18 protein-coding genes are annotated in these 17,018 nt (G+C 75.0%); 10 read left to right on the forward strand and 8 right to left on the reverse strand.

Features of this window, described 5'->3' with window-relative positions:
- Positions 1–248: 248 nt before the first annotated feature.
- Positions 249–1,556: a M18 family aminopeptidase gene (locus tag ACFU7Z_RS19115; protein WP_074002034.1), complete on the forward strand. Its 1,308-nt coding sequence runs from the start codon at positions 249–251 to the stop codon at positions 1,554–1,556.
- 73 nt (positions 1,557–1,629) lie between these two features.
- On the opposite strand, the gene ACFU7Z_RS19120 is transcribed toward ACFU7Z_RS19115, so the two are convergent.
- Both ACFU7Z_RS19120 and ACFU7Z_RS19125 read right to left on the reverse strand, forming a co-directional pair.
- The gene (locus ACFU7Z_RS19120) at positions 1,630–3,459 is read right to left on the reverse strand and encodes an NHL domain-containing thioredoxin family protein (RefSeq protein ID WP_380778390.1); all 1,830 of its coding nucleotides are present in this window, start codon (positions 3,457–3,459) and stop codon (positions 1,630–1,632) included.
- Between the two features lie 55 nt (positions 3,460–3,514).
- Complete coding sequence (locus ACFU7Z_RS19125) at positions 3,515–4,027, reverse strand: GNAT family N-acetyltransferase (protein WP_380778392.1); 513 nt, start codon at positions 4,025–4,027, stop codon at positions 3,515–3,517.
- Between the two features lie 128 nt (positions 4,028–4,155).
- On the opposite strand from ACFU7Z_RS19125, the gene ACFU7Z_RS19130 reads away from it, so the two are divergent.
- Complete coding sequence (locus ACFU7Z_RS19130; RefSeq protein WP_049651067.1) at positions 4,156–4,644, forward strand: LURP-one-related/scramblase family protein; 489 nt, start codon at positions 4,156–4,158, stop codon at positions 4,642–4,644.
- 136 nt (positions 4,645–4,780) lie between these two features.
- The gene (locus ACFU7Z_RS19135) at positions 4,781–5,203 is read left to right on the forward strand and encodes a DUF350 domain-containing protein (RefSeq protein ID WP_074002038.1); all 423 of its coding nucleotides are present in this window, start codon (positions 4,781–4,783) and stop codon (positions 5,201–5,203) included.
- Between the two features lie 40 nt (positions 5,204–5,243).
- Here the strand turns inward: ACFU7Z_RS19135 and ACFU7Z_RS19140 are convergent, their stop codons facing one another.
- A complete protein-coding gene (locus tag ACFU7Z_RS19140; RefSeq protein ID WP_117488920.1) occupies positions 5,244–5,591 on the reverse strand; it encodes a helix-turn-helix domain-containing protein in 348 nt (115 codons plus the stop codon).
- Positions 5,592–5,696: 105 nt separating this feature from the next.
- Between ACFU7Z_RS19140 and ACFU7Z_RS19145 the strand changes: the two genes are divergently transcribed.
- Positions 5,697–6,614, forward strand: coding sequence for an NAD(P)-binding domain-containing protein (locus ACFU7Z_RS19145; RefSeq protein ID WP_380778394.1), 918 nt, complete (start codon positions 5,697–5,699; stop codon positions 6,612–6,614).
- 23 nt (positions 6,615–6,637) lie between these two features.
- On the forward strand, positions 6,638–7,207 hold the full coding sequence (locus ACFU7Z_RS19150) for a GNAT family N-acetyltransferase (protein WP_117488924.1): 570 nt from the start codon (positions 6,638–6,640) through the stop codon (positions 7,205–7,207).
- A gap of 52 nt (positions 7,208–7,259) precedes the next feature.
- Here ACFU7Z_RS19150 and ACFU7Z_RS19155 read toward each other — a convergent pair whose 3' ends face one another.
- Positions 7,260–7,664 (reverse strand): type II toxin-antitoxin system VapC family toxin, encoded by a 405-nt coding sequence (locus ACFU7Z_RS19155; RefSeq protein ID WP_049651072.1) that lies wholly within the window; start codon positions 7,662–7,664, stop codon positions 7,260–7,262.
- Entirely contained in the window at positions 7,661–7,939 is a 279-nt protein-coding gene (locus tag ACFU7Z_RS19160; RefSeq protein ID WP_049651073.1) for a type II toxin-antitoxin system Phd/YefM family antitoxin, read from the reverse strand. The genes ACFU7Z_RS19155 and ACFU7Z_RS19160 overlap by 4 nt, the downstream gene beginning before the upstream one ends.
- Before the next feature lie 364 nt (positions 7,940–8,303).
- Between ACFU7Z_RS19160 and ACFU7Z_RS19165 the strand changes: the two genes are divergently transcribed.
- The 3 genes from ACFU7Z_RS19165 (at position 8,304) to ACFU7Z_RS19175 (ending at position 11,334) form a co-directional block, all read left to right on the forward strand.
- Positions 8,304–9,263 carry a hypothetical protein gene (locus ACFU7Z_RS19165; protein WP_380778397.1) on the forward strand — a complete coding sequence of 320 codons (960 nt, stop codon included), beginning with the start codon at positions 8,304–8,306 and terminating at the stop codon, positions 9,261–9,263.
- Between the two features lie 96 nt (positions 9,264–9,359).
- The gene (locus ACFU7Z_RS19170) at positions 9,360–10,391 is read left to right on the forward strand and encodes an NAD(P)/FAD-dependent oxidoreductase (protein WP_380778399.1); all 1,032 of its coding nucleotides are present in this window, start codon (positions 9,360–9,362) and stop codon (positions 10,389–10,391) included.
- Positions 10,392–10,431: 40 nt separating this feature from the next.
- Positions 10,432–11,334 carry a class I SAM-dependent methyltransferase gene (locus tag ACFU7Z_RS19175; RefSeq protein ID WP_375877708.1) on the forward strand — a complete coding sequence of 301 codons (903 nt, stop codon included), beginning with the start codon at positions 10,432–10,434 and terminating at the stop codon, positions 11,332–11,334.
- A gap of 59 nt (positions 11,335–11,393) precedes the next feature.
- Here the strand turns inward: ACFU7Z_RS19175 and ACFU7Z_RS19180 are convergent, their stop codons facing one another.
- Entirely contained in the window at positions 11,394–12,233 is an 840-nt protein-coding gene (locus ACFU7Z_RS19180) for an alpha/beta fold hydrolase (RefSeq protein ID WP_380778402.1), read from the reverse strand.
- Positions 12,234–12,308: 75 nt separating this feature from the next.
- Between ACFU7Z_RS19180 and cutA the strand changes: the two genes are divergently transcribed.
- The gene (cutA, locus tag ACFU7Z_RS19185; protein WP_380778404.1) at positions 12,309–12,668 is read left to right on the forward strand and encodes a divalent-cation tolerance protein CutA; all 360 of its coding nucleotides are present in this window, start codon (positions 12,309–12,311) and stop codon (positions 12,666–12,668) included.
- Between the two features lie 7 nt (positions 12,669–12,675).
- Here the strand turns inward: cutA and ACFU7Z_RS19190 are convergent, their stop codons facing one another.
- Positions 12,676–13,326, reverse strand: coding sequence for a response regulator transcription factor (locus tag ACFU7Z_RS19190; RefSeq protein WP_074002046.1), 651 nt, complete (start codon positions 13,324–13,326; stop codon positions 12,676–12,678).
- On the reverse strand, positions 13,290–14,630 hold the full coding sequence (locus ACFU7Z_RS19195) for a sensor histidine kinase (RefSeq protein ID WP_380778406.1): 1,341 nt from the start codon (positions 14,628–14,630) through the stop codon (positions 13,290–13,292). Before ACFU7Z_RS19195 ends, ACFU7Z_RS19190 begins: the two co-directional genes overlap by 37 nt.
- Before the next feature lie 267 nt (positions 14,631–14,897).
- Here ACFU7Z_RS19195 and ACFU7Z_RS19200 point away from each other — a divergent pair, with 267 nt between their 5' ends.
- Positions 14,898–16,949: a serine hydrolase domain-containing protein gene (locus tag ACFU7Z_RS19200; RefSeq protein WP_380778408.1), complete on the forward strand. Its 2,052-nt coding sequence runs from the start codon at positions 14,898–14,900 to the stop codon at positions 16,947–16,949.
- Positions 16,950–17,018 lie beyond the last annotated feature (69 nt).

The following is a 17,018-nucleotide window of genomic DNA, read 5'->3' on the forward strand; positions in this document are numbered from 1 at the left end:
GGCTGCCACCGGGCCCTTCGGTGCGTCCGGGGCCGTGGCCGGGGCGGGCGTCCGGGACCGTGGTCCGGGTGTGCGTCCGGGCAGGTGTCCGGCGGCGGAAAGCTCCGACCGTGCGCGGCGGTTCACGGTCGTGTCCGGGTCGTGCACCGAACCAGGTGTTCCGAATGCCCTGTCCGTGTACGGGCATATGCTCAGGTGCGAAGCCGACTCCCCATCCGGCTTCGGCCCTCACTCGACCCAGGAGCAGCATGTCGACCGCCGCCCGCCAGGCATTCTTCGACCGGACGCACAGCGACGACCTGATCGCGTTCCTCGGCACCTCACCCTCCCCGTACCACGCGGTGGCGAGCGCCGCGGAGCGGCTGGAGAAGGCGGGCTTCCGGCAGGTCGCCGAGACGGACGCGTGGGACGACGCGGCCGGCGGGCGCTACCTGATCCGCGGGGGCGCGCTGATCGCCTGGTACCTGCCGGAGGGAGCGGGCCCCGAGACGCCGTTCCGGATCGTCGGCACCCACACCGACTCGCCCAACCTGCGGGTCAAGCCCGTGCCGGACACCGGTTCGGAGGGCTGGCGGCAGGTCGCCGTGGAGATCTACGGCGGCGTCCCGCTGAACACCTGGCTGGACCGCGACCTCGGCCTCTCCGGCCGGCTCGCGCTCAAGGACGGCACCGCCCGGCTGGTCCAGCTGGACGAGCCGCTGCTGCGCGTGCCGCAGCTCGCCATCCACCTGGACCGCCAGGTCAACGAGGGCATGAAGCTCGACAAGCAGCGCCACCTCACCCCGATCTGGGGCCTCGGCCCGGTCGACGAGGGCGCGCTGATCTCCTACGTCGCCCAGCGGGCCGGTCTGGACGCCGCCGACGTGGCCGGCTGGGACCTCATGACCCACGACGTCCAGCCCGCCTCCTACCTGGGCCGCGACCGCGAACTGCTGGCCGCCCCGCGCCTGGACAACCTGCTCTCGGTGCACGCGGCCACCGCCGCGCTCGCCGCCGTCGCCACCGCCGAGGGCGCCGCCAGCCTGCCGTACATCCCGGTGCTGGCCGCCTTCGACCACGAGGAGACCGGCAGCGAGTCCGACACCGGCGCGCAGAGCCCGCTGCTCGGCACCGTGCTGGACCGGACGGTGCACGCGCGCGGCGGCACCACCGAGGACCGCGCCCGGGCCCTCGCCGGCACCGTCTGCCTCTCCTCGGACATGGGCCACGCCGTCCACCCGAACTACAGCGAGCGGCACGAGCCGGGCCACCACCCGATGCCGAACGGCGGGCCGATCCTCAAGGTCAACGTCAACAACCGCTACGCGACCGACGGCGTCGGGCGGGCGGTGTTCGCGGCCGCCTGCGAGAAGGCGGGCGTGCCGTGGCAGACCTTCGTCTCCAACAACGCCATGCCCTGCGGTACGACGATCGGCCCGATCACGGCGGCGCGGCTGGGCATCAAGACGGTGGACTGCGGCATCGCGGCGCTCTCCATGCACTCGGCGCGCGAGCTGTGCGGCGCGGAGGACCCGTACCTGCTGGCGAGCGCGCTCAAGGCCTTCCTGGAGGGCTGACGGCGGATGCGGAAGGGGCCCGGCGGTCGTCCGCCGGGCCCCTTCGCGCTGTTCTGCCGAGCGTTGTTCCGGGTTACTCCATCCCGGCCAGGACCAGCGGGAGGCGGCGGGCGCCGTCGGCGACCAGCTTCACCGGCACGCCCCAGTCCTGCTGGTGCACGTGGCAGGCTGGGTACTCGATCTCCGGGTCGTCGTCGCAGGAGGCGGCCATCGCCGAGACGTGCAGCACGCCCTCGGCGACCTCGGCGGAGAGCACCAGCTCACGGGAGAGGTCGGTGTCCGCGCCCGCGCCGGAGACCAGCAGCTCGGGCGGGGTCGAGCTGACCAGCAGCCGGGTGGACGGGCCGTAGCGCTCGTCCAGCTTCTGGCCGTTCGGCGCCTCGAAGACCACGTCCAGCCGGAAGGCGCCCGGGGCGACCTCGGTGGCCGCGCGGCGGGTGCGGTGCGCCACCGACTCGACCCGCACCGCCTCCTCCGGCAGCCGCAGCCTGGTCAGCCGGTGCCGGGCCGACTCGACCACCACGATGTCGCCGTCCACCAGCACCGCCCCGGAGGGCTCGCGCAGGTCGGTGGCCAGCGTGCTGACCTCACCGCTCGCCGGGTCGTAACGGCGCAGCGCGTGGTTGTAGGTGTCGGCGACGGCCACCGAGCCGTCCGGCAGCACGGTGACGCCCAGCGGGTGCTGGAACAGCGCCTGGTCGGCCGCGCCGTCGCGGTGGCCGAAGTCGAACAGGCCGGTGCCGACGGCGGTCCGGACCGCCCCTGTTTCACGTGAAACCCAGCGCAGCGCGGAGGTCTCGGAGTCGGCGATCCAGAGCCGCTCGCCGTCCGCGGAGACCGCGAGGCCGGACGGCTGGGCGAACCAGGCCTCGGCGGCGGGCCCGTCCACCAGGCCCTCGTTGGTGGTGCCGGCCGCGACCGTGACCGTGTCGGCGGCCGGGTCGAACGACCACAGCTGGTGCACGCCGGCCATCGCGATCCACACCCGGCCGTCGAACCAGGCGACGTCCCACGGCGAGGAGAGGTCCACCTCGCGGGCCGGGCCCTCGGTGGCCGAGCCCTGCCACCACTGGCGGCCGGTGCCGGCCAGGGTGGTCACCAGGCCGTCGGCGAGGCGCACGCCGCGCAGGGCGTGGTTGACGGTGTCGGCGACGACCACGTCGTACGCCGAGCCCTCCGGCAGCAGCGCGAGGCCCTGCGGCTCGCTGAACCGCGGGCCGGCGCCGTCCGTGCCGTCGCCGTCCACCAGTCCGCGCTGCCCGTCGCCGATCCGGCGCACCACCGTCTCGCCGTCCTCGGCCAGCTCGACCAGCGAGTGGTGGCCGGAGTCGGCGACCAGGAAGTGGCCGTTCGGCAGCCGGACCGCCTTGCCGGGGAACTTGAGGGCCCCCGCAGTCGGCTCCGGCGCCACGTACGGGCCGTCGCCGCGGCGCAGCGTGCCCTTCGCGGCGTGCTCCGCCTCCAGCTCCTCGACCAGTCGGGCGAGCGCGTGGGCATGCCCCTCGCCGGCGTGCTGGGCGACCACGTAGCCCTCCGGGTCGATCACCACCAGCGTCGGCCAGGCCCGGACGGCGTACTGCTTCCAGGTGGCCAGCGCCGGGTCGTCCAGCACCGGGTGGTGCACCTCGTAGCGGGCGACGGCGTCGACCACGGCCTGGTGGTCGGCCTCGTGCACGAACTTCGGCGAGTGCACCCCGACGATCACCACGGTGTCGCGGTGCGCCTCCTCCAGCTCCCGCAGCTCGTCCAGGACGTGCAGGCAGTTGATGCAGCAGAAGGTCCAGAAGTCCAGGATGGTGATCTTGCCCCGGAAGTCGGCGAGCGTGAGCTCCTTGCCGCCGGTGTTCAGCCAACCGCCTGCCCCGACCAGTTCGGGGGCGCGTACACGTGCACGAGATGCCATGCGTCAATCAAACCGCACGCCCGCTGCCCGCATTCCGGTGCGGGGCCGCGAGGGGTTACGGGCGGGTGAGGTCGGCCTGCCAGCGGGTCTCGCCGTCCTGGGTGCGGGCGGTGCGGCGCAGGCCGAGGGCGGTGGCGATCCTGGCGGAGGCGTGGTGGTCGGGGTGGATGTGGGCGAGGGCGGTGGTGGCGCCGGCGGCGGTGAGGTGGGCGAGCAGGGTGCGGGCGGCCTCGGTGGCCAGGCCGCGGCGCTGCCAGGGGGTGCCGACCACCCAGGCGAGTTCGGCCCCGTCGGGGCGGACGGTGGTCTGCACGTAGCCGGTGAGGGCGCCGTCGGCGCGCAGCCGCAGCACCCAGTTGCCCCAGGCCTCGGCCGGGTCGGGGGAGCCGGCGGCGAGCCGGGCGCAGCGGGCGCGCAGCTCCTCGACGGTGGCCGGGCGGCCGCCCGTGAAGGAGTGCAGGGCAGGGTCGGCGAGCGCGGCCGCCAGCTCCTCGGCGTGCCCGGGGGCGATCGGCAGCAGGTCGAGGCGATCGCTGCGCAGTTCGGCGGTGGTGAGGTCAGGGTGCATGGCCGTATTGAAGGGGATCGGGGGCCGTTGTGCGACGGGGTTTCCGGTCGGCCGTCCCGTGGCGGTGCTTTCCCGCGGCCGGGGGTCCGGGGTCGAATGGGGCGGACGTCAACACGAGGAGGTCGCACGTGCGGTACCTGGTCAGGGAGAAGCTGTTCGCGGTCGGCGACGACTACTGGATCGAGGACGACCGGGGCCGCAAGGCGTACCTGGTGGACGGCAAGGTGCTGCGGCTGCGGGACACCTTCGAGCTGAAGGACGCGCACGGGCGGGTGGTCGCGGTGGTGAAGGAGAAGATGCTCACCGTCCGCGACGCGATGAAGATCGAGGACGCCGACGGCGAGGTGGTCGCCACCGTCCGGGAGAAGCTGTTCACCCCGTTCCGGGACAAATACCTGGTGGAGCTGGCTTCCGGCGGCGAGCTGAAGATCCACGGCAACCTGATCGACAAGGACTACCGGATCGAGAACCAGCACGGCGACGACCTGGCCCGGATCAGCCGCAAGTGGTTCCGGATCCGCGACACCTACGGGGTGGAGATCGCCGACGGTGCCGACACCGGCCTGCTGCTGGCCGTCGCGGCCTGCGTCGACCACCTGGTGCACGAGGACGACTGACCCGTCCCCGGTTTCCGGATCCCGGTCCGCCCCTCACCCGGGTGGGGTATCTTTTGCCAACCCTTGACCAAGGCGGTCGGGGGCCCTGACCAGCCGGTCGGGGGCTGGCGTGAGCGGACCGGGGGCTGGAACCACGATGAACGACATCCTGCACGGGCTCGGTGCGGCGGCGGCCTACGGCGCCCTCGGCGTGGTGCTGCTGCTCCTCGGCATCGGCCTGGTCGACCTGCTGACGCCCGGCAGGCTCGGCCACCAGATCTGGGTCGAGCGCAACCGCAACGCCGCCGTCCTGCTCAGCTCCGCGCTGCTCGGCATCGGCGGCATCGTCTTCACCGCGATCATGTACACCTACGCCGACTTCGCCAAGGGCCTGCTGTCGACGGCCTGTTACGGCCTGCTCGGGCTGGTGCTGATGGCCGTCGCGTTCTGGCTGGTGGACCTGCTGACGCCGGGAAAGCTCGGCGCGATCCTGGTCGAGCCGGAGCCGCACCCGGCGGTGTGGGTGTCCGCCTCCTGCAACATCGCGGTGGCGGCGGTGGTGTCGGCCGCGATCGCGTAGGGCCCGCGCCACGCCGGGTACGGCGCCCCGTGCGGCCGCGCTACGCCGGGTACGGCGCCCCGCCCAGGAGGTGCTCCCGGCCCCAGTCTCCCAGCGGCCCCAGCGCCGTGTTGAGGCGGTGCCCCGCCTCGGTCAGCGCGTACTCGACCCGCGGCGGCACCTCCTCGTACGCCTCCCGGTGCACGATGCCGTGCGCCTCCATCTCGCGCAGGTGCGCGGCCAGCACCTTCTCGGTGATCCCCGGCAGCAGCCGGCGCAGCTCGCCGAAGCGGCAGCGCGGGCGCTCGCCCAGGGCCCAGAGGATGGACACCTTCCACTTGCCGCCGATCACGTCCATCGCGGCGTCCGTCCCGCAGATGTACGCCCCCGGCCTCGGCACGGTCGCCATGCCCACCCCTTCCGAACCTCCGACCTGGATACTGACCCCAGGGTAACCACCCACTCCGAAGTGCGTACTTGATCGTTTCCGGGGGCAGCGCGGAGGCTGACTGCCATGGCAACCAACCCCGTTGAGAACGCGTCCGAGACCCCCTCCACTTCGCTTTCCCCGTCCACCCCGCTCACCCTGCTCGGCCTCGGCGCGATGGGTACCGCGCTGGCCGGGGCCTGGCTCGCCGCCGGGCACCCGCTGACCGTCTGGAACCGCACCGCCGCCCGCGCCGAGGGGCTCGCCGCCCGCGGTGCCGCCGTCGCCGCCACCGCCGCGGAGGCGGTCGCCGCGAACCGGCTGGTCGTCGTCTGCCTGCTCGACGACGCCTCCGTGCCGGAGGCGCTGGACGGCGTCGACCTGACCGGCAAGGACCTGGTCAACCTGGTCACCAGCACCCCCGCGCAGGCCCGCGCCCGCGCCGCCTGGGCCGAGGAGCGCGGCGCCCGCTACCTGGACGGCGGGATCATGGCCGTCCCGCCGATGATCGGTGTCCCGGCGGCCGGGGCGTACGTGTTCTACAGCGGCTCGTCCGAGCTGTTCGAGGAGCACGGGGCCACCCTCGCCGTCCCGGCCGGCACCCGGTACGTGGGCGCGGATGCCGGGTACGCGGCGCTGCACGACGTGGCGCTGCTCAGCGGGATGTACGGGATGTTCGCCGGGATCGCGCACGCCTTCGCGCTGGTCCGCGGCGAGGACGTGGCGCCGAGCGAGCTGGCGCCGCTGCTGGGCGGCTGGCTCGCCGCGATGTCCGGCTCGGTGGCCAGGACCGCGGAGCAGCTGGAGAGCGGCGACTACACCCAGGGCGTGGTGTCCAACCTGGCGATGCAGGTGGCCGGCCGGCAGACGCTGCTGAGCACCGCCGAGGAGCAGGGGGTGAGCGCCGAACTGCTGGAGCCGTACTTCCGGTTGATGGAGCGCAGGCTGGAGATCGGCGGTGGCGAGGAGGACCTGACCGGGGTCGTCGACCTGCTGCGACGGTGAGGCCCGGCCGGTAACGTACCGGCATGGCAGACCTCGAAGAACGCGCCACCGTCGTCGCGTCCCACTCACGGCAGGCCGGAGCGGGGGTGCTGGTCCGACCGCGCCGCGCCGACGACCTCGCCGACTGCGTCCGGGTGCTCGGCGACGTCCACGCGGCCGACGGCTATCCCGCCGACTGGCCCGACCGCCCCGCCGCCTGGCTGACCCCGGACGGCCAGCTCGCCGCCTGGATCGCCGAGTCGGACGGCCGGCTCGCCGGACACGTCGGCCTCGCCCGCAGTACCCCGGACGACCTCGCCCCCGCCCTGTGGAGCCACCGCACCGGCGGCCGCCCGGAGCTCACCAGCGTGATCGGCCGCCTCTACGTCGCCCCCACGGCGCGCGGCCACCTCATCGGCGCCCGGCTGCTGGCCTGCGCCGTGGCGCACGCGCGGGCGCTCGGCCTGCACCCCGTGCTCGACGTCCTCGCCACCGACACCGCCGCCGTGGCCCTCTACCGCCGCCTCGGCTGGACCCACCTCGGCAGCGGCGACCAGCGGTGGGCCTCCGGCCGCACCGTCACCGTCCACTGCTTCGCCGCCCCGAGGGGATGAGCCCCGGCCCGCCCGGCCACCACGGCCGGGCGGGGTGGCCCGGTCGGAGCGGCTATACCGCGATGACCTCGATCCCCTGCTCCAGGCCGATGAAGTCGTCCGCGTTCCGGGTGTAGAGCGGTAGGCCGTGGGCGGCGGCGGTGGCAGCGATCATCAGGCCCATGCGGCGAGGGCGGGGGTCGCGCTTGGCCTGGATCGTGAGTGCGATCAGTGTTCCGAATCGCCGGGCGGCCTCACGGTCAAACGGGAGGGCGGTGAACTCCGCCTCCACGTCGGCCAGCCGTTGGGCCCTGGCCAGCATCTGCACCGGGTCCTTGGCCATGGCGACACCCTGGGAGAGCTCGGCCAGCACCACCGAGGGCACGGCGACCTCGAACGGCAGGAGTTCCGGATCGATCTGCGGCAGATCGATCACCACACAGGTGTCGAGCAGGCCGCACTGGCGTCGTTCGCTCACGCGCGCTCCCACGGGTCGCCGCCGCCCTCGACCCGGTCCTCGTCGCCGTAGAAGGTGTCGGCCTCGGCCCGCAGCTGTGCGGCGTCGACGGCGGGTGCGCTCCGCCACTTGCGCTGGAGCTCTTCCACGGGGACGAACCGTCGGCGGTTGCTGATCGGTCGGACTTCGGCGATCTCCGTGCCGTTGCGGGTGACGTGGTAGATCTCGCCGGCTTCGACGTCGTCGAGTACGGCCTTGGACCGCGCCGCGAGTTCGCGCTGCGTGATGGTCTTCATGGTGCCAGTGTATCGCGCCGCAATACACTGTGCCACGCTTTCCCGTCCCGGCTGGTCGTCGAGGCCGGGCAGGACGATGGTGGCACCGTGGTCCACGGTGCGCGGGCCGGTGACCGCCGGGCCGACCGTCGAGCGGGTCGCTGGGGAGGCTCGCGGCACCGGTGGTCCGGGCACGGTCGTCGTGGTCGAGGCTGCCGATGAAGCCTCGCATGGGGTTGTTCCCCTGGTGCTGGCTCAGTTGTGCGTCGGGGACTGCGAGTTGGAGTGATATCCGCCGCGCGTGGTGCGGGGTCCCCCGGGTGGGGGAGGGGGATCACCGTGCCGGGGGAGGGGCGGGGCGGGTGGCGCGGGTGAGCCTGGCGGCATGGTGAGAAGCGGGTGGGCGGTGGCCGGCTGGGGGCTCGGGTACGCCGGGTTCGGGGCGGGGTGCGGGCTGAGCGGGACGGCGCTGTTCGGCGCGCACTGGCCGGGGTGGGTGGTGGCCGGCGTGGGGCTGATCTCGGCCGTCGCCGGAGCGTTGGTGGCGCGCCGGAAACCGGTGCGGCCGCAGCGGCTGCTGTGGCTGCTCTGCGGGGCGGCCGCGGTGGGGGCCTGGAGCCTGCTGATGGACCTGGTGACGCTGGTGTTCGGCCAGCGGGTGGACAGCGTCCCCGACACGGTGGGGCGCGCCCTGGCGGCGCTGGGGGCGGTACTGCTGGCCAGGGCCGCCCTGGGACTGCGGCCCGGTGCCCGTGCCGGCCGGGCCGGGCAGGCCGCGCCGGCTCCCACGGCGGCCCCGCCGCTCGTCCAACTAGCCGCCTGGACAGGGACTCTGGCGTTCGTGCCGTATGTGCTGATGAAGCTGGTCTGGGCGCTCGGCGGCAGTTTCGCGGGGATCAGCGGTGACCGGATGTACGCGAGCTATGTGCGCAACGGCTCCTCCGGGCTCTGGCTCGCCCTGGAGCGTTGGGGACTGGACGGCACGATGCTGCTGGCGCTGCTCGGGGTGTTCCTGCTTTGGGGGCTGGTCCGTCCGTGGGGGCAGGTCTTCCCGCGCTGGACCCTGCCGCTGCGCGGCCGCCGGGTGCCGCGCTGGCTGCCGCTCGCCCCGGCCCTGCTGGGTGCGGCCACGCTGGCGCCGTACGGGGTGGTCGGGGTCGGCTACCTGGGGCTGTGCACCGCCGGGGTGACGCGGATCAGGCTGGGCGAGTTCGCCGGTGAGCAGAGCGCGCTGGAGGTCGCCTGGGTGGGGATGTGCGGGTTCGCCGGGTACGGGGTCGCGTTGGCGGTGGCCGCCCGGTCGTACTGGCGGCGGACGGGGGCGCGGGCCGCCGAGGTGGGCTGAGGGCAAGGTCGGCTCGGGGCCGGGGTTTGCTGAGGCGGCAACATTGCTTGCCGATCCGGTGGGGTGGGCCGCAGCCTGGCGGTGGAGGTGAGCGCCATGGGCGAGACGACCGGGACGACCAGGACAGCCGGGGTGACCGGGATCAGGGAGAGCGAGCGCTACGACGTGGTGGTGGTCGGCGCCGGAGCGGCGGGACTGAACGCCGCGCTGGTGCTGGGCCGGGCCCGGCGCCGGGTCGCGGTGGTGGACGCCGGCGAGCCGCGCAACGCGCCCGCCGCCCACATGCACGGCTACCTGAGCCGGGACGGCATGCCCCCGGCGGCGCTGCTGGCGGTCGGACGGGAGGAGGTCGCCCGGTACGGGGCGGACCTGATCGACGCCCGGGTCGAGCACATCGAGCCCGCCGGTGCCCATGCCGGTGCCGGTCCGGCGGGGCCCGCGGCGCCGGGCTTCGTGGTCCACCTGGCCGGCGGGCCGGTGCTGCACGCGCGCCGGGTGGTCGTCGCCACCGGGCTGCGGGACGGCCTGCCGGAGCTGCCCGGCCTGGTCGAGCGGTGGGGCCAGGATGTGCTGCACTGCCCGTACTGCCACGGCTGGGAGGTCCGCGACCGCCCGCTCGGCGTGCTCGGCACCGGCCCGGGAGCGGTCAACCAGGCGCTGCTGCTGCGGCAGTGGTCGGCGGACGTGGTGCTGCTCGCGCACACCCTCGCACTGACCGACGACGAGCGGGAACGGCTCGCCGCCCGGGACGTCCGGGTGGTCGAGGGCCGGATCGTCCGCCTGGTCTCCGACGACGGGCGGCTGCGCGGCGTCGAGCTCGCCAACGGGCAGGTGGTGCCGCGCGAGGCGGTGTTCGTCTTCCCGCAGCCGGTGCCCCGGGACGCGCTGCTCTTCGGCCTCGACTGCGCCCGGGACGACAACGGCTGGGTCACCACCGACCGGACCGGCCGCACCAGCCTCCCCGGCGTCTGGGCGGTCGGCAACGTCGCCGACCCGCGCGCCCAGGTGGTCACCGCCGCCGGGATGGGCGCGGCGGCCGCCTTCGCGCTCGACCACGACCTCGCGGCGGAGGAGGTCGAGCGGGCCGTCGTGCGGTACCGCGCGTCCGGTGCCGCCGTGCCCGCCTGAGCGGGGAAGCTTTCGTCAACCCACGATCGGAGAAACCCTGATGTCAGCGCACCAGCACGACCACTCCCACTCCCACGGCCCGTCCCACGGGCACTCCCACGGGCACGTCCCCGCCGCCGACTTCGACTGGGACGCGCTCGCCGCGCACCTGGAGCTGGAGGGCGACCTGCGGGCCGGCGCCGTCACCGAGGCCGGGCGGTGGCTGCTCGGCCTGCACGGCGAGGGCGCGGTTCGGCGGGTCCTCGACGTCGGCAGCGGGCCCGGGGTGATCGCCGGACTGCTGGCGGAGGTCTTCCCGGCGGCCGAGGTGGTGGCCGTCGACCAGTCGGCCGCCCTGCTGGAGCGCGCCCGGGTCCGCTCCGGCGGCCGGCTCGGCACCCGACAGGCCGACCTGCCCGCCGAGTTCGACAAGCTCGGCGAGGCCGACCTGATCTGGTCCGGCAACGCCATCCACCACCTCGGCGACCAGCAGGCCGCGCTCACCTCGCTCGCCGGGGCGCTGCGGCCCGGCGGCCTGCTCGCCGTCGCCGAACGCGGCCTGCCCGCGCGCTACCTGCCGCGCGACTTCGGCCTCGGCCGGCCCGGCCTCCAGGCCCGGATGGACGCCGCCCACGAGGACGGCTTCACCACCATGCGGGCCGAACTGCCCGACAGCACCGAGGAGATCGAGGACTGGCCGGCCATGCTCGGGCGGGCCGGGCTGACCCCGACCGGCACCCGCACCTTCCTGGTCGACCACCCCGCCCCGCTCGCCGGCCCGGTCCGCGCTTACCTGCACGTCCAGCTGACCCGGCTGCGCGACCGGCTCGCCGAACAGCTCGACACCGAGGACCGGGCCACCCTGGACGCGCTGCTCGCCGAGGACGCCCCCACCGGGATCCTGCACCGCCCGGACGCCTTCTACCTCTCCGCGATGACCGTCCACACGGCCCGCCGGGACTGACCCGGCGGCCCCGCGGGTTGGCGGGGGCGGGTGTGGGACCGTCCGGGCGGCGCGCCGCTTCAGGGTGCGAGGAAGGCGGCCACCGTACGGCTGAAGGCGGCCGGGTCGTCGAGCCACGGGTAGTGGCCGGCGGCGGGCTGGACGGCGGTACGGGCGTGGCGGAACAGCGCGGCCGTGGCGCGGACCGCCCCGGGCCTCGGGTCGGGGTCGTACTCGCCGGCCAACAGGAGTGCCGGGGAGGCGAGTTCGGCCACGGCGGCGCGGACGTCGGCGGGTTGGAAGCCGCCGCCGTGGTAGGCCGCGGCGGCCTCTGGGTGGCTCTGGGCGGTGCGGTCGGCCTCGTGGGCGCGGGCGGCGGCGTCCCAGGTGCCGTGGAAGAGCGGTGCCACGGCGTCGGGGTCGGCGGCGCCGCCGGCGAAGGCGGTGCGGACGGCGGCCCGGGCGGCCGGGTACCACTCCTCCTCGGCGAGGCCGCGGGCCTCGGCCGCCTCGCGGTAGTCGTCCTCGGAGGAGGTGCCGCCGAAGATCCGGAGGCTGGGCGTGACCAGCACCAGCCGACCGGTGCGTTCCGGGTGCCGCAGCGCGTACAGGGTGGCGAGCGAGCAGCCGGCGGAGTGGGCGAGGAGGTCCACCCGGTCGAGCCCGAGGTGGGTCCGGAAGGCCTCGACGTCCGCCACCTGCCGGTCGACCCGGTGGTCCGCCGGGTCGGCCGGGCGCTCCGAGCGGCCCGTGCCGCGCAGGTCGAGGACGTGCAGGGAGCGGTGCGCGGAGAGGCCGCCGAGGTCGCCGAGGTACGCGGCGTCGCGCATCGGGCCGCCGGCGAGGACGAGCAGCGGCTCGCCCCGGCCGAGCACGCGGTAGCCGAGCCGGGTGCCGTCGGGGCCGGTGAAGGTCGTCATCGGCCGATCGTGGCAACCGCCGTCCGGCCGGGGCAACGGGAATTCGGCCGACCCGTCCCGGGGTACCGTCGGCGCATGACAGCGAGTGAGCGGCGCTTCGTCGTGGTGACCACGACCCACGAGAGCGAGGAGCGGGCCCGGGCCCTGGCGTCCGCCGTGGTGCGGGAGCGGCTGGCGGCCTGCGCCCAGGTGTACCCCGTACGGTCGGTGTACTGGTGGGACGGCGAGGTGCGGGACGCCGAGGAGTGGCGGATCGACCTCAAGACCAGGGCCGAACTCGTGGACCGGCTGGGCGCGTTCGTGGCCGGGCGGCACTCCTACGAGACGCCCGAGCTGGTCGCCGTGCCGGTGACGGGCGGCAGTCCGGGCTACCTCGACTGGGTGGCCGCGGAGACCGCGCCCGAGGGAACCACGACCCAGGGCGCCGAGGACTGAGGACGGCTCAGGGCGCGACCTGGAGGAAGGCGAGCACTGCCAGCACCCGCCGGTGGTCCTCCTCCGAGGGCGGCAGGTCGAGCTTGAGGAAGATGTTGGCGGTGTGCTTCTTCACCGCCCGCTCGGTGATCACCATCCGTTCGGCGATCGCCGCGTTGGAGCGCCCCTCCGCCATCAGGCCCAGCACCTCGCGCTCACGCGGCGTCAGGCGGTCCAGCGGCTTGTTGCGTTCGTTGCTGCCGACCAGCATGGCGATCACCTGCGGGTCGAGCGCGGTGCCGCCGGCCGCCACCCGCCGGACCGTCTCCACGAACTCGTCGGGGTCGAAGACCCGGTCCTTCAGCAGGTAGCCGATCGCGCCGGTGCCGTCGGCGAGCAGCTCCTTGGCGTAGAGCTGCTCGACGTACTGGGAGAGCACCAGCACCGGCAGCCCGGGGATCCGCCGGCGCGCCTCCAGGGCGGCCTGGAGGCCCTCGTCGGTGAACGTCGGGGGCAGTCGCACGTCGACGACGGCCACGTCCGGGCGTTCGGTGAGCAGGGCCTCCAGGAGGGCCGGTCCGGTGTCCACCGCGGCCACGACCTCGAAGTCGTAGGCCTCCAGCATCCGGACCAGTCCGTCCCTCAGGAGGAAGAGGTCCTCGGCGAGGACAACTCGCACGGCAGCTCCATCGTCAGGGTCGTGGGGCCGCCGAGCGGGCTGCGGACGGCCAGGACGCCGTCGAAGGTAGCAAGCCGCCGTTCCAGGCCGCGCAGCCCGGTGCCGCGCGAGGGGTCGGCGCCGCCGGTGCCGTCGTCGGTGACCTGGGCCTTCAGGGTGCCGTCCTGGTACCACAGTTGGACGTCGACCCGGCTCGCCCCCGCGTGCTTGGCGGCGTTCGTCAGGGCCTCGGAGACGGCGAAGTAGACGGCGGACTCGACCGGCGCCTCGGCGCGGCCGGGCAGGTCGGCGGTGACCGTGACGTTCAGCGGGCTGTCCATGCCCAGGGCCCGTACGGCGTCGGCCAGTCCGCGGTCGGCGAGGACCGGCGGGTGGATGCCGCGGACCAGGTCGCGCAGCTCGTTGAGGGCGGTGGCGGAGGCCTGGCGGGTCTCGGCGAGCAGCTGCTTCGCGGCCTGCGGGTCCCGTTCGACCAGCCGCTCGGCGACGCCCAGGTTCATCCCCATGGCCACCAGCCGGGCCTGCGCGCCGTCGTGCAGGTCCCGTTCGATCCGGCGCAGTTCGGCGGCCTGGGCGGTGAGCGCGTCGCGCCGGGTCTCGGTCAGGTGGACGACCTTGCGCTGGGCGGCCAGCGCCTCGGCGCGGGCGGTCGGGCCGAGCAGGGCCCCGGCCAGCGCGGTGTGGCCGCGCAGCGCGCCGGGGGCGATCGCCGGACCGGCCAGGAGGGTCGGGACGGCGAGCAGGACGGCGATCCGGGCGCTGCCCGGGTCCGTCACGTGCACCCACCAGTACCAGGTGTTGCCGTCGGCCGAGGCGATCGGCTCCCAGAGCCAGGGCTGCAGCAGGCCGAAGAGGCCGAAGGCGACCAGGGCCGGCGGGAACAGCGCCACGGTGAAGCCGATCACCGGGTCGACCAGCAGCCAGAGCAGGTCCCGCCAGGTGGCCGGGTCGCCGAGCAGGGCCCGGCAGCGCTGCCAGGCGCCCTTGAGGCCCGGCTCGGCCGGCGGCAGCGGCCGGTACGGCTCGCGGACCGCGACGCCGGACCAGCGGGTGGCCAGCGTGCGGCGGCGGCCGGCCAGGGCCCGGACGGCGAGGACGGTCGCCGGCACCAGCAGGACGCCGAGGCCCACGCCCAGCAGGACGGCGGTGACCGTGGCGGCGACGAGCAGCAGCAGCTGCGGCACCGCGAACCCGGCCAGTGCCGTCGCGCGCAGCAGGTCCCGTACGGCCCGACGCGCCCGGTCGAGCGGGGTGCCCGCGCTCACCCCGGCGGCCTCGGTGCCGTCCCCGACTTCCTTGCCCACGCTGCCCGTTGTCACTGTCCGTCCCCCTCCGTACCGGCCTCGCGGCCGCCGTCCCGACCCTGCGGACCACCAGACTGCCCTACCCCGCCGCCCTGTTCACGGGGCCTCGGCCCCCTCTCGGCGGTACCTGGGTACACCCTCCGATCGACGCCCAGGGGCCCTGCCCCGGCCCACCGTCCCCGGCCTAGCGTTCGAGGTGTCCGGAAGCGGCCCGTCAGCGGAGCGCCGGATCCCCGCCAACCACCGTAATGATCAAGGGAGTTCGCCATGTCCGAGCGCTTCGCCGCCGGCCGTCCGCTGGTCCGTCTGGTCCTGGTGCTGGCCACCCTCGGCCTCTTCCTCCACGGCCTCACCCCGGCCCACGCCGTCGGGCACGCGTCCGGAACCGGTGCGCCGACGGCCGGAACCGGCGCGCCGACGACGCGAACAGGCGTGCTGACGGCCGGAAGCGGCGAACCGCCCTCCCCAGCCGACCCCGTCCAGGTGAGAGCCCTGTTCGACGAGCTGCTTCCCCGGCTGCTCGCCGAGCACCGCATCCCCGGCGCCGCCGTGACCGTGGTGGCCGGCGGGCGGGAGGTCTTCTCGGGCGGCTACGGCGTCGCCGACACCCGGACGAACCGGCCCGTCGACCCGGCGCGGACCGCCTTCTTCATGGGCTCCGACGCCAAGGTGTTCACCGCCGTCGCCGTCCTCCAGCAGGTCGCGGCGGGGAAGCTGGACCTGGGCACCGACGTCAACCGCTACCTGACCGCCTTCAAGGTCAGGGACGGCTACCCGGGCCGCCCGGTCACCGTCGAGAACCTGCTCACCCACACCGCGGGCTTCGACGACAGCTTCATGGGCCTCGCCCAGGCCGGGCCCGGGCGGGTCGAGGGCCTCGGCGCCTCGCTCGCCGCCCACCAGCCGGACCGGGTCCGCGCCCCCGGCACCGCCGCCGCGTACGACAACTACGGTGTGGCGCTGGCCGGTTACCTGGTCGAGACGGTCTCCGGGCAGCCCTTCGACCAGTACGTCTCCCAGCACGTCCTCCAGCCCCTCGGGATGGACCGCACCACCTTCAGCCAGCCCCACCCCGCCGCGATCGACGCCGACCTCGCCCGCGGCCACCGCCCCGAGGGCGACGGCCAGACCGGGACCGCGGGCCTCTACGGCCCCTGGACGCCCACCGGCGCCGCCGCCGTCACCACCGCCGACGACATGGCGAAGCTGCTGCTCGCCCTGCTCCCGCAGGGCGGCCCGGACGCCCGGCGGATCCTCGACCCGGCGACGGCCGAGCGGCTGCTCGCCCGCCACTACGGCCCCGACCCGCGCCTGCCCGGCCTGGCCTACCTGCTGGAGCAGCGCACCCACGGCGGCGAGCAGCTGCTGGTCAAGGACGGCGACGTGCCCGGCTTCCACAGCAACCTCGCCCTGCTGCCCCAGCGCGGCCTCGGCCTCTACGTGACCCTCAACGGCGACGGCACCGACGCCACCGGCGGCTGGGCCACCCAGCAGGTGCTCACCGCCTTCCTGGACCGCTTCCTGCCCGCGCCCCCGGCCGCCGCGACCGCGCCGCTCACCGGCGGCCTGGACGCCTACACCGGCGACTACCGCTCCACCCGCACCAGCCACGCCGACCTCACCCGGGCGGCCGCCCTGATGGCCTCCCCGCACGTCACCGCCGAGCACGGCCGGCTCACCGTCACCGGCCCCGTCACCCGGGACCCGGAGGCGGCCGAGACGCACTGGGAGCAGCTCGAACCCGGTCTGTTCCAGCAGGTCGGCGGCACCGCGCGGATCGCCTTCCCGCGGGCCGCCGACGGCACCCTCACGCTGCTCACCGACGCCGACCCGACCATCGCCTACCAGCGGCTCGCCTGGTACCAGACACCCGGCCCGCACCAGGCGGTCGCCGTCGGCAGCCTCGCCGTCCTCGCCCTCACCCTGCTCGGCTGGCCGGTGGCGGCGGCGGTCCGCCTGGCCCGCCGCCGGGGCCGGGCCGACCGGCCGGCCGTACGGCTGCTCGGCTGGACCACCGGGGCGCTGCTGCTCGCCGCCACCGGCTGCTTCGCCCTGCTGACGGCGGACGCCAACGCGCTCAACCAGACGCTGTTCCTGGGCGATTCGCCGCTGCTGACGGTGGTCCCGGCCCTGGTCGTGACGGCCCTGGCGCTCTCCCCGGTGATGGCGCTCTGCACGGTGCTGGCCTGGCGCGGGCGCTGGTGGAACCTGTTCGGGCGGCTGCACTACACGGGGCTGACGCTGGCGGTGCTGCTCTTCCTGCTCCTCGCGGGGGCGTACGACCTCACCGGGACGGGCGCGCTGGACCTGCTCGGCTGAGGGCGGCGCGTCGGCAGGACGGTACGGCGGTACGAGAACGGCGGCGGGGCCCGGGAATCACCCCGGGCC

This window comes from Kitasatospora sp. NPDC057518 (assembly GCF_042802075.1).
Taxonomy (GTDB): domain Bacteria; phylum Actinomycetota; class Actinomycetes; order Streptomycetales; family Streptomycetaceae; genus Kitasatospora.

What these genes read in the sequence shown, in the direction of transcription:
- ACFU7Z_RS19115 (WP_074002034.1), top strand. Translation starts at nt 249, where the DNA reads ATGTCGACCGCCGCCCGCCAGGCATTCTTCGACCGGACGCACAGCGAC.
- ACFU7Z_RS19120 (WP_380778390.1), bottom strand. Translation starts at nt 3,459, where the DNA reads ATGGCATCTCGTGCACGTGTACGCGCCCCCGAACTGGTCGGGGCAGGC.
- ACFU7Z_RS19125 (WP_380778392.1), bottom strand. Translation starts at nt 4,027, where the DNA reads ATGCACCCTGACCTCACCACCGCCGAACTGCGCAGCGATCGCCTCGAC.
- ACFU7Z_RS19135 (WP_074002038.1), top strand. Translation starts at nt 4,781, where the DNA reads ATGAACGACATCCTGCACGGGCTCGGTGCGGCGGCGGCCTACGGCGCC.
- ACFU7Z_RS19140 (WP_117488920.1), bottom strand. Translation starts at nt 5,591, where the DNA reads ATGGCGACCGTGCCGAGGCCGGGGGCGTACATCTGCGGGACGGACGCC.
- ACFU7Z_RS19145 (WP_380778394.1), top strand. Translation starts at nt 5,697, where the DNA reads ATGGCAACCAACCCCGTTGAGAACGCGTCCGAGACCCCCTCCACTTCG.
- ACFU7Z_RS19150 (WP_117488924.1), top strand. Translation starts at nt 6,638, where the DNA reads ATGGCAGACCTCGAAGAACGCGCCACCGTCGTCGCGTCCCACTCACGG.
- ACFU7Z_RS19160 (WP_049651073.1), bottom strand. Translation starts at nt 7,939, where the DNA reads ATGAAGACCATCACGCAGCGCGAACTCGCGGCGCGGTCCAAGGCCGTA.
- ACFU7Z_RS19165 (WP_380778397.1), top strand. Translation starts at nt 8,304, where the DNA reads ATGGTGAGAAGCGGGTGGGCGGTGGCCGGCTGGGGGCTCGGGTACGCC.
- ACFU7Z_RS19170 (WP_380778399.1), top strand. Translation starts at nt 9,360, where the DNA reads ATGGGCGAGACGACCGGGACGACCAGGACAGCCGGGGTGACCGGGATC.
- ACFU7Z_RS19175 (WP_375877708.1), top strand. Translation starts at nt 10,432, where the DNA reads ATGTCAGCGCACCAGCACGACCACTCCCACTCCCACGGCCCGTCCCAC.
- ACFU7Z_RS19180 (WP_380778402.1), bottom strand. Translation starts at nt 12,233, where the DNA reads ATGACGACCTTCACCGGCCCCGACGGCACCCGGCTCGGCTACCGCGTG.
- cutA (WP_380778404.1), top strand. Translation starts at nt 12,309, where the DNA reads ATGACAGCGAGTGAGCGGCGCTTCGTCGTGGTGACCACGACCCACGAG.
- ACFU7Z_RS19200 (WP_380778408.1), top strand. Translation starts at nt 14,898, where the DNA reads ATGTCCGAGCGCTTCGCCGCCGGCCGTCCGCTGGTCCGTCTGGTCCTG.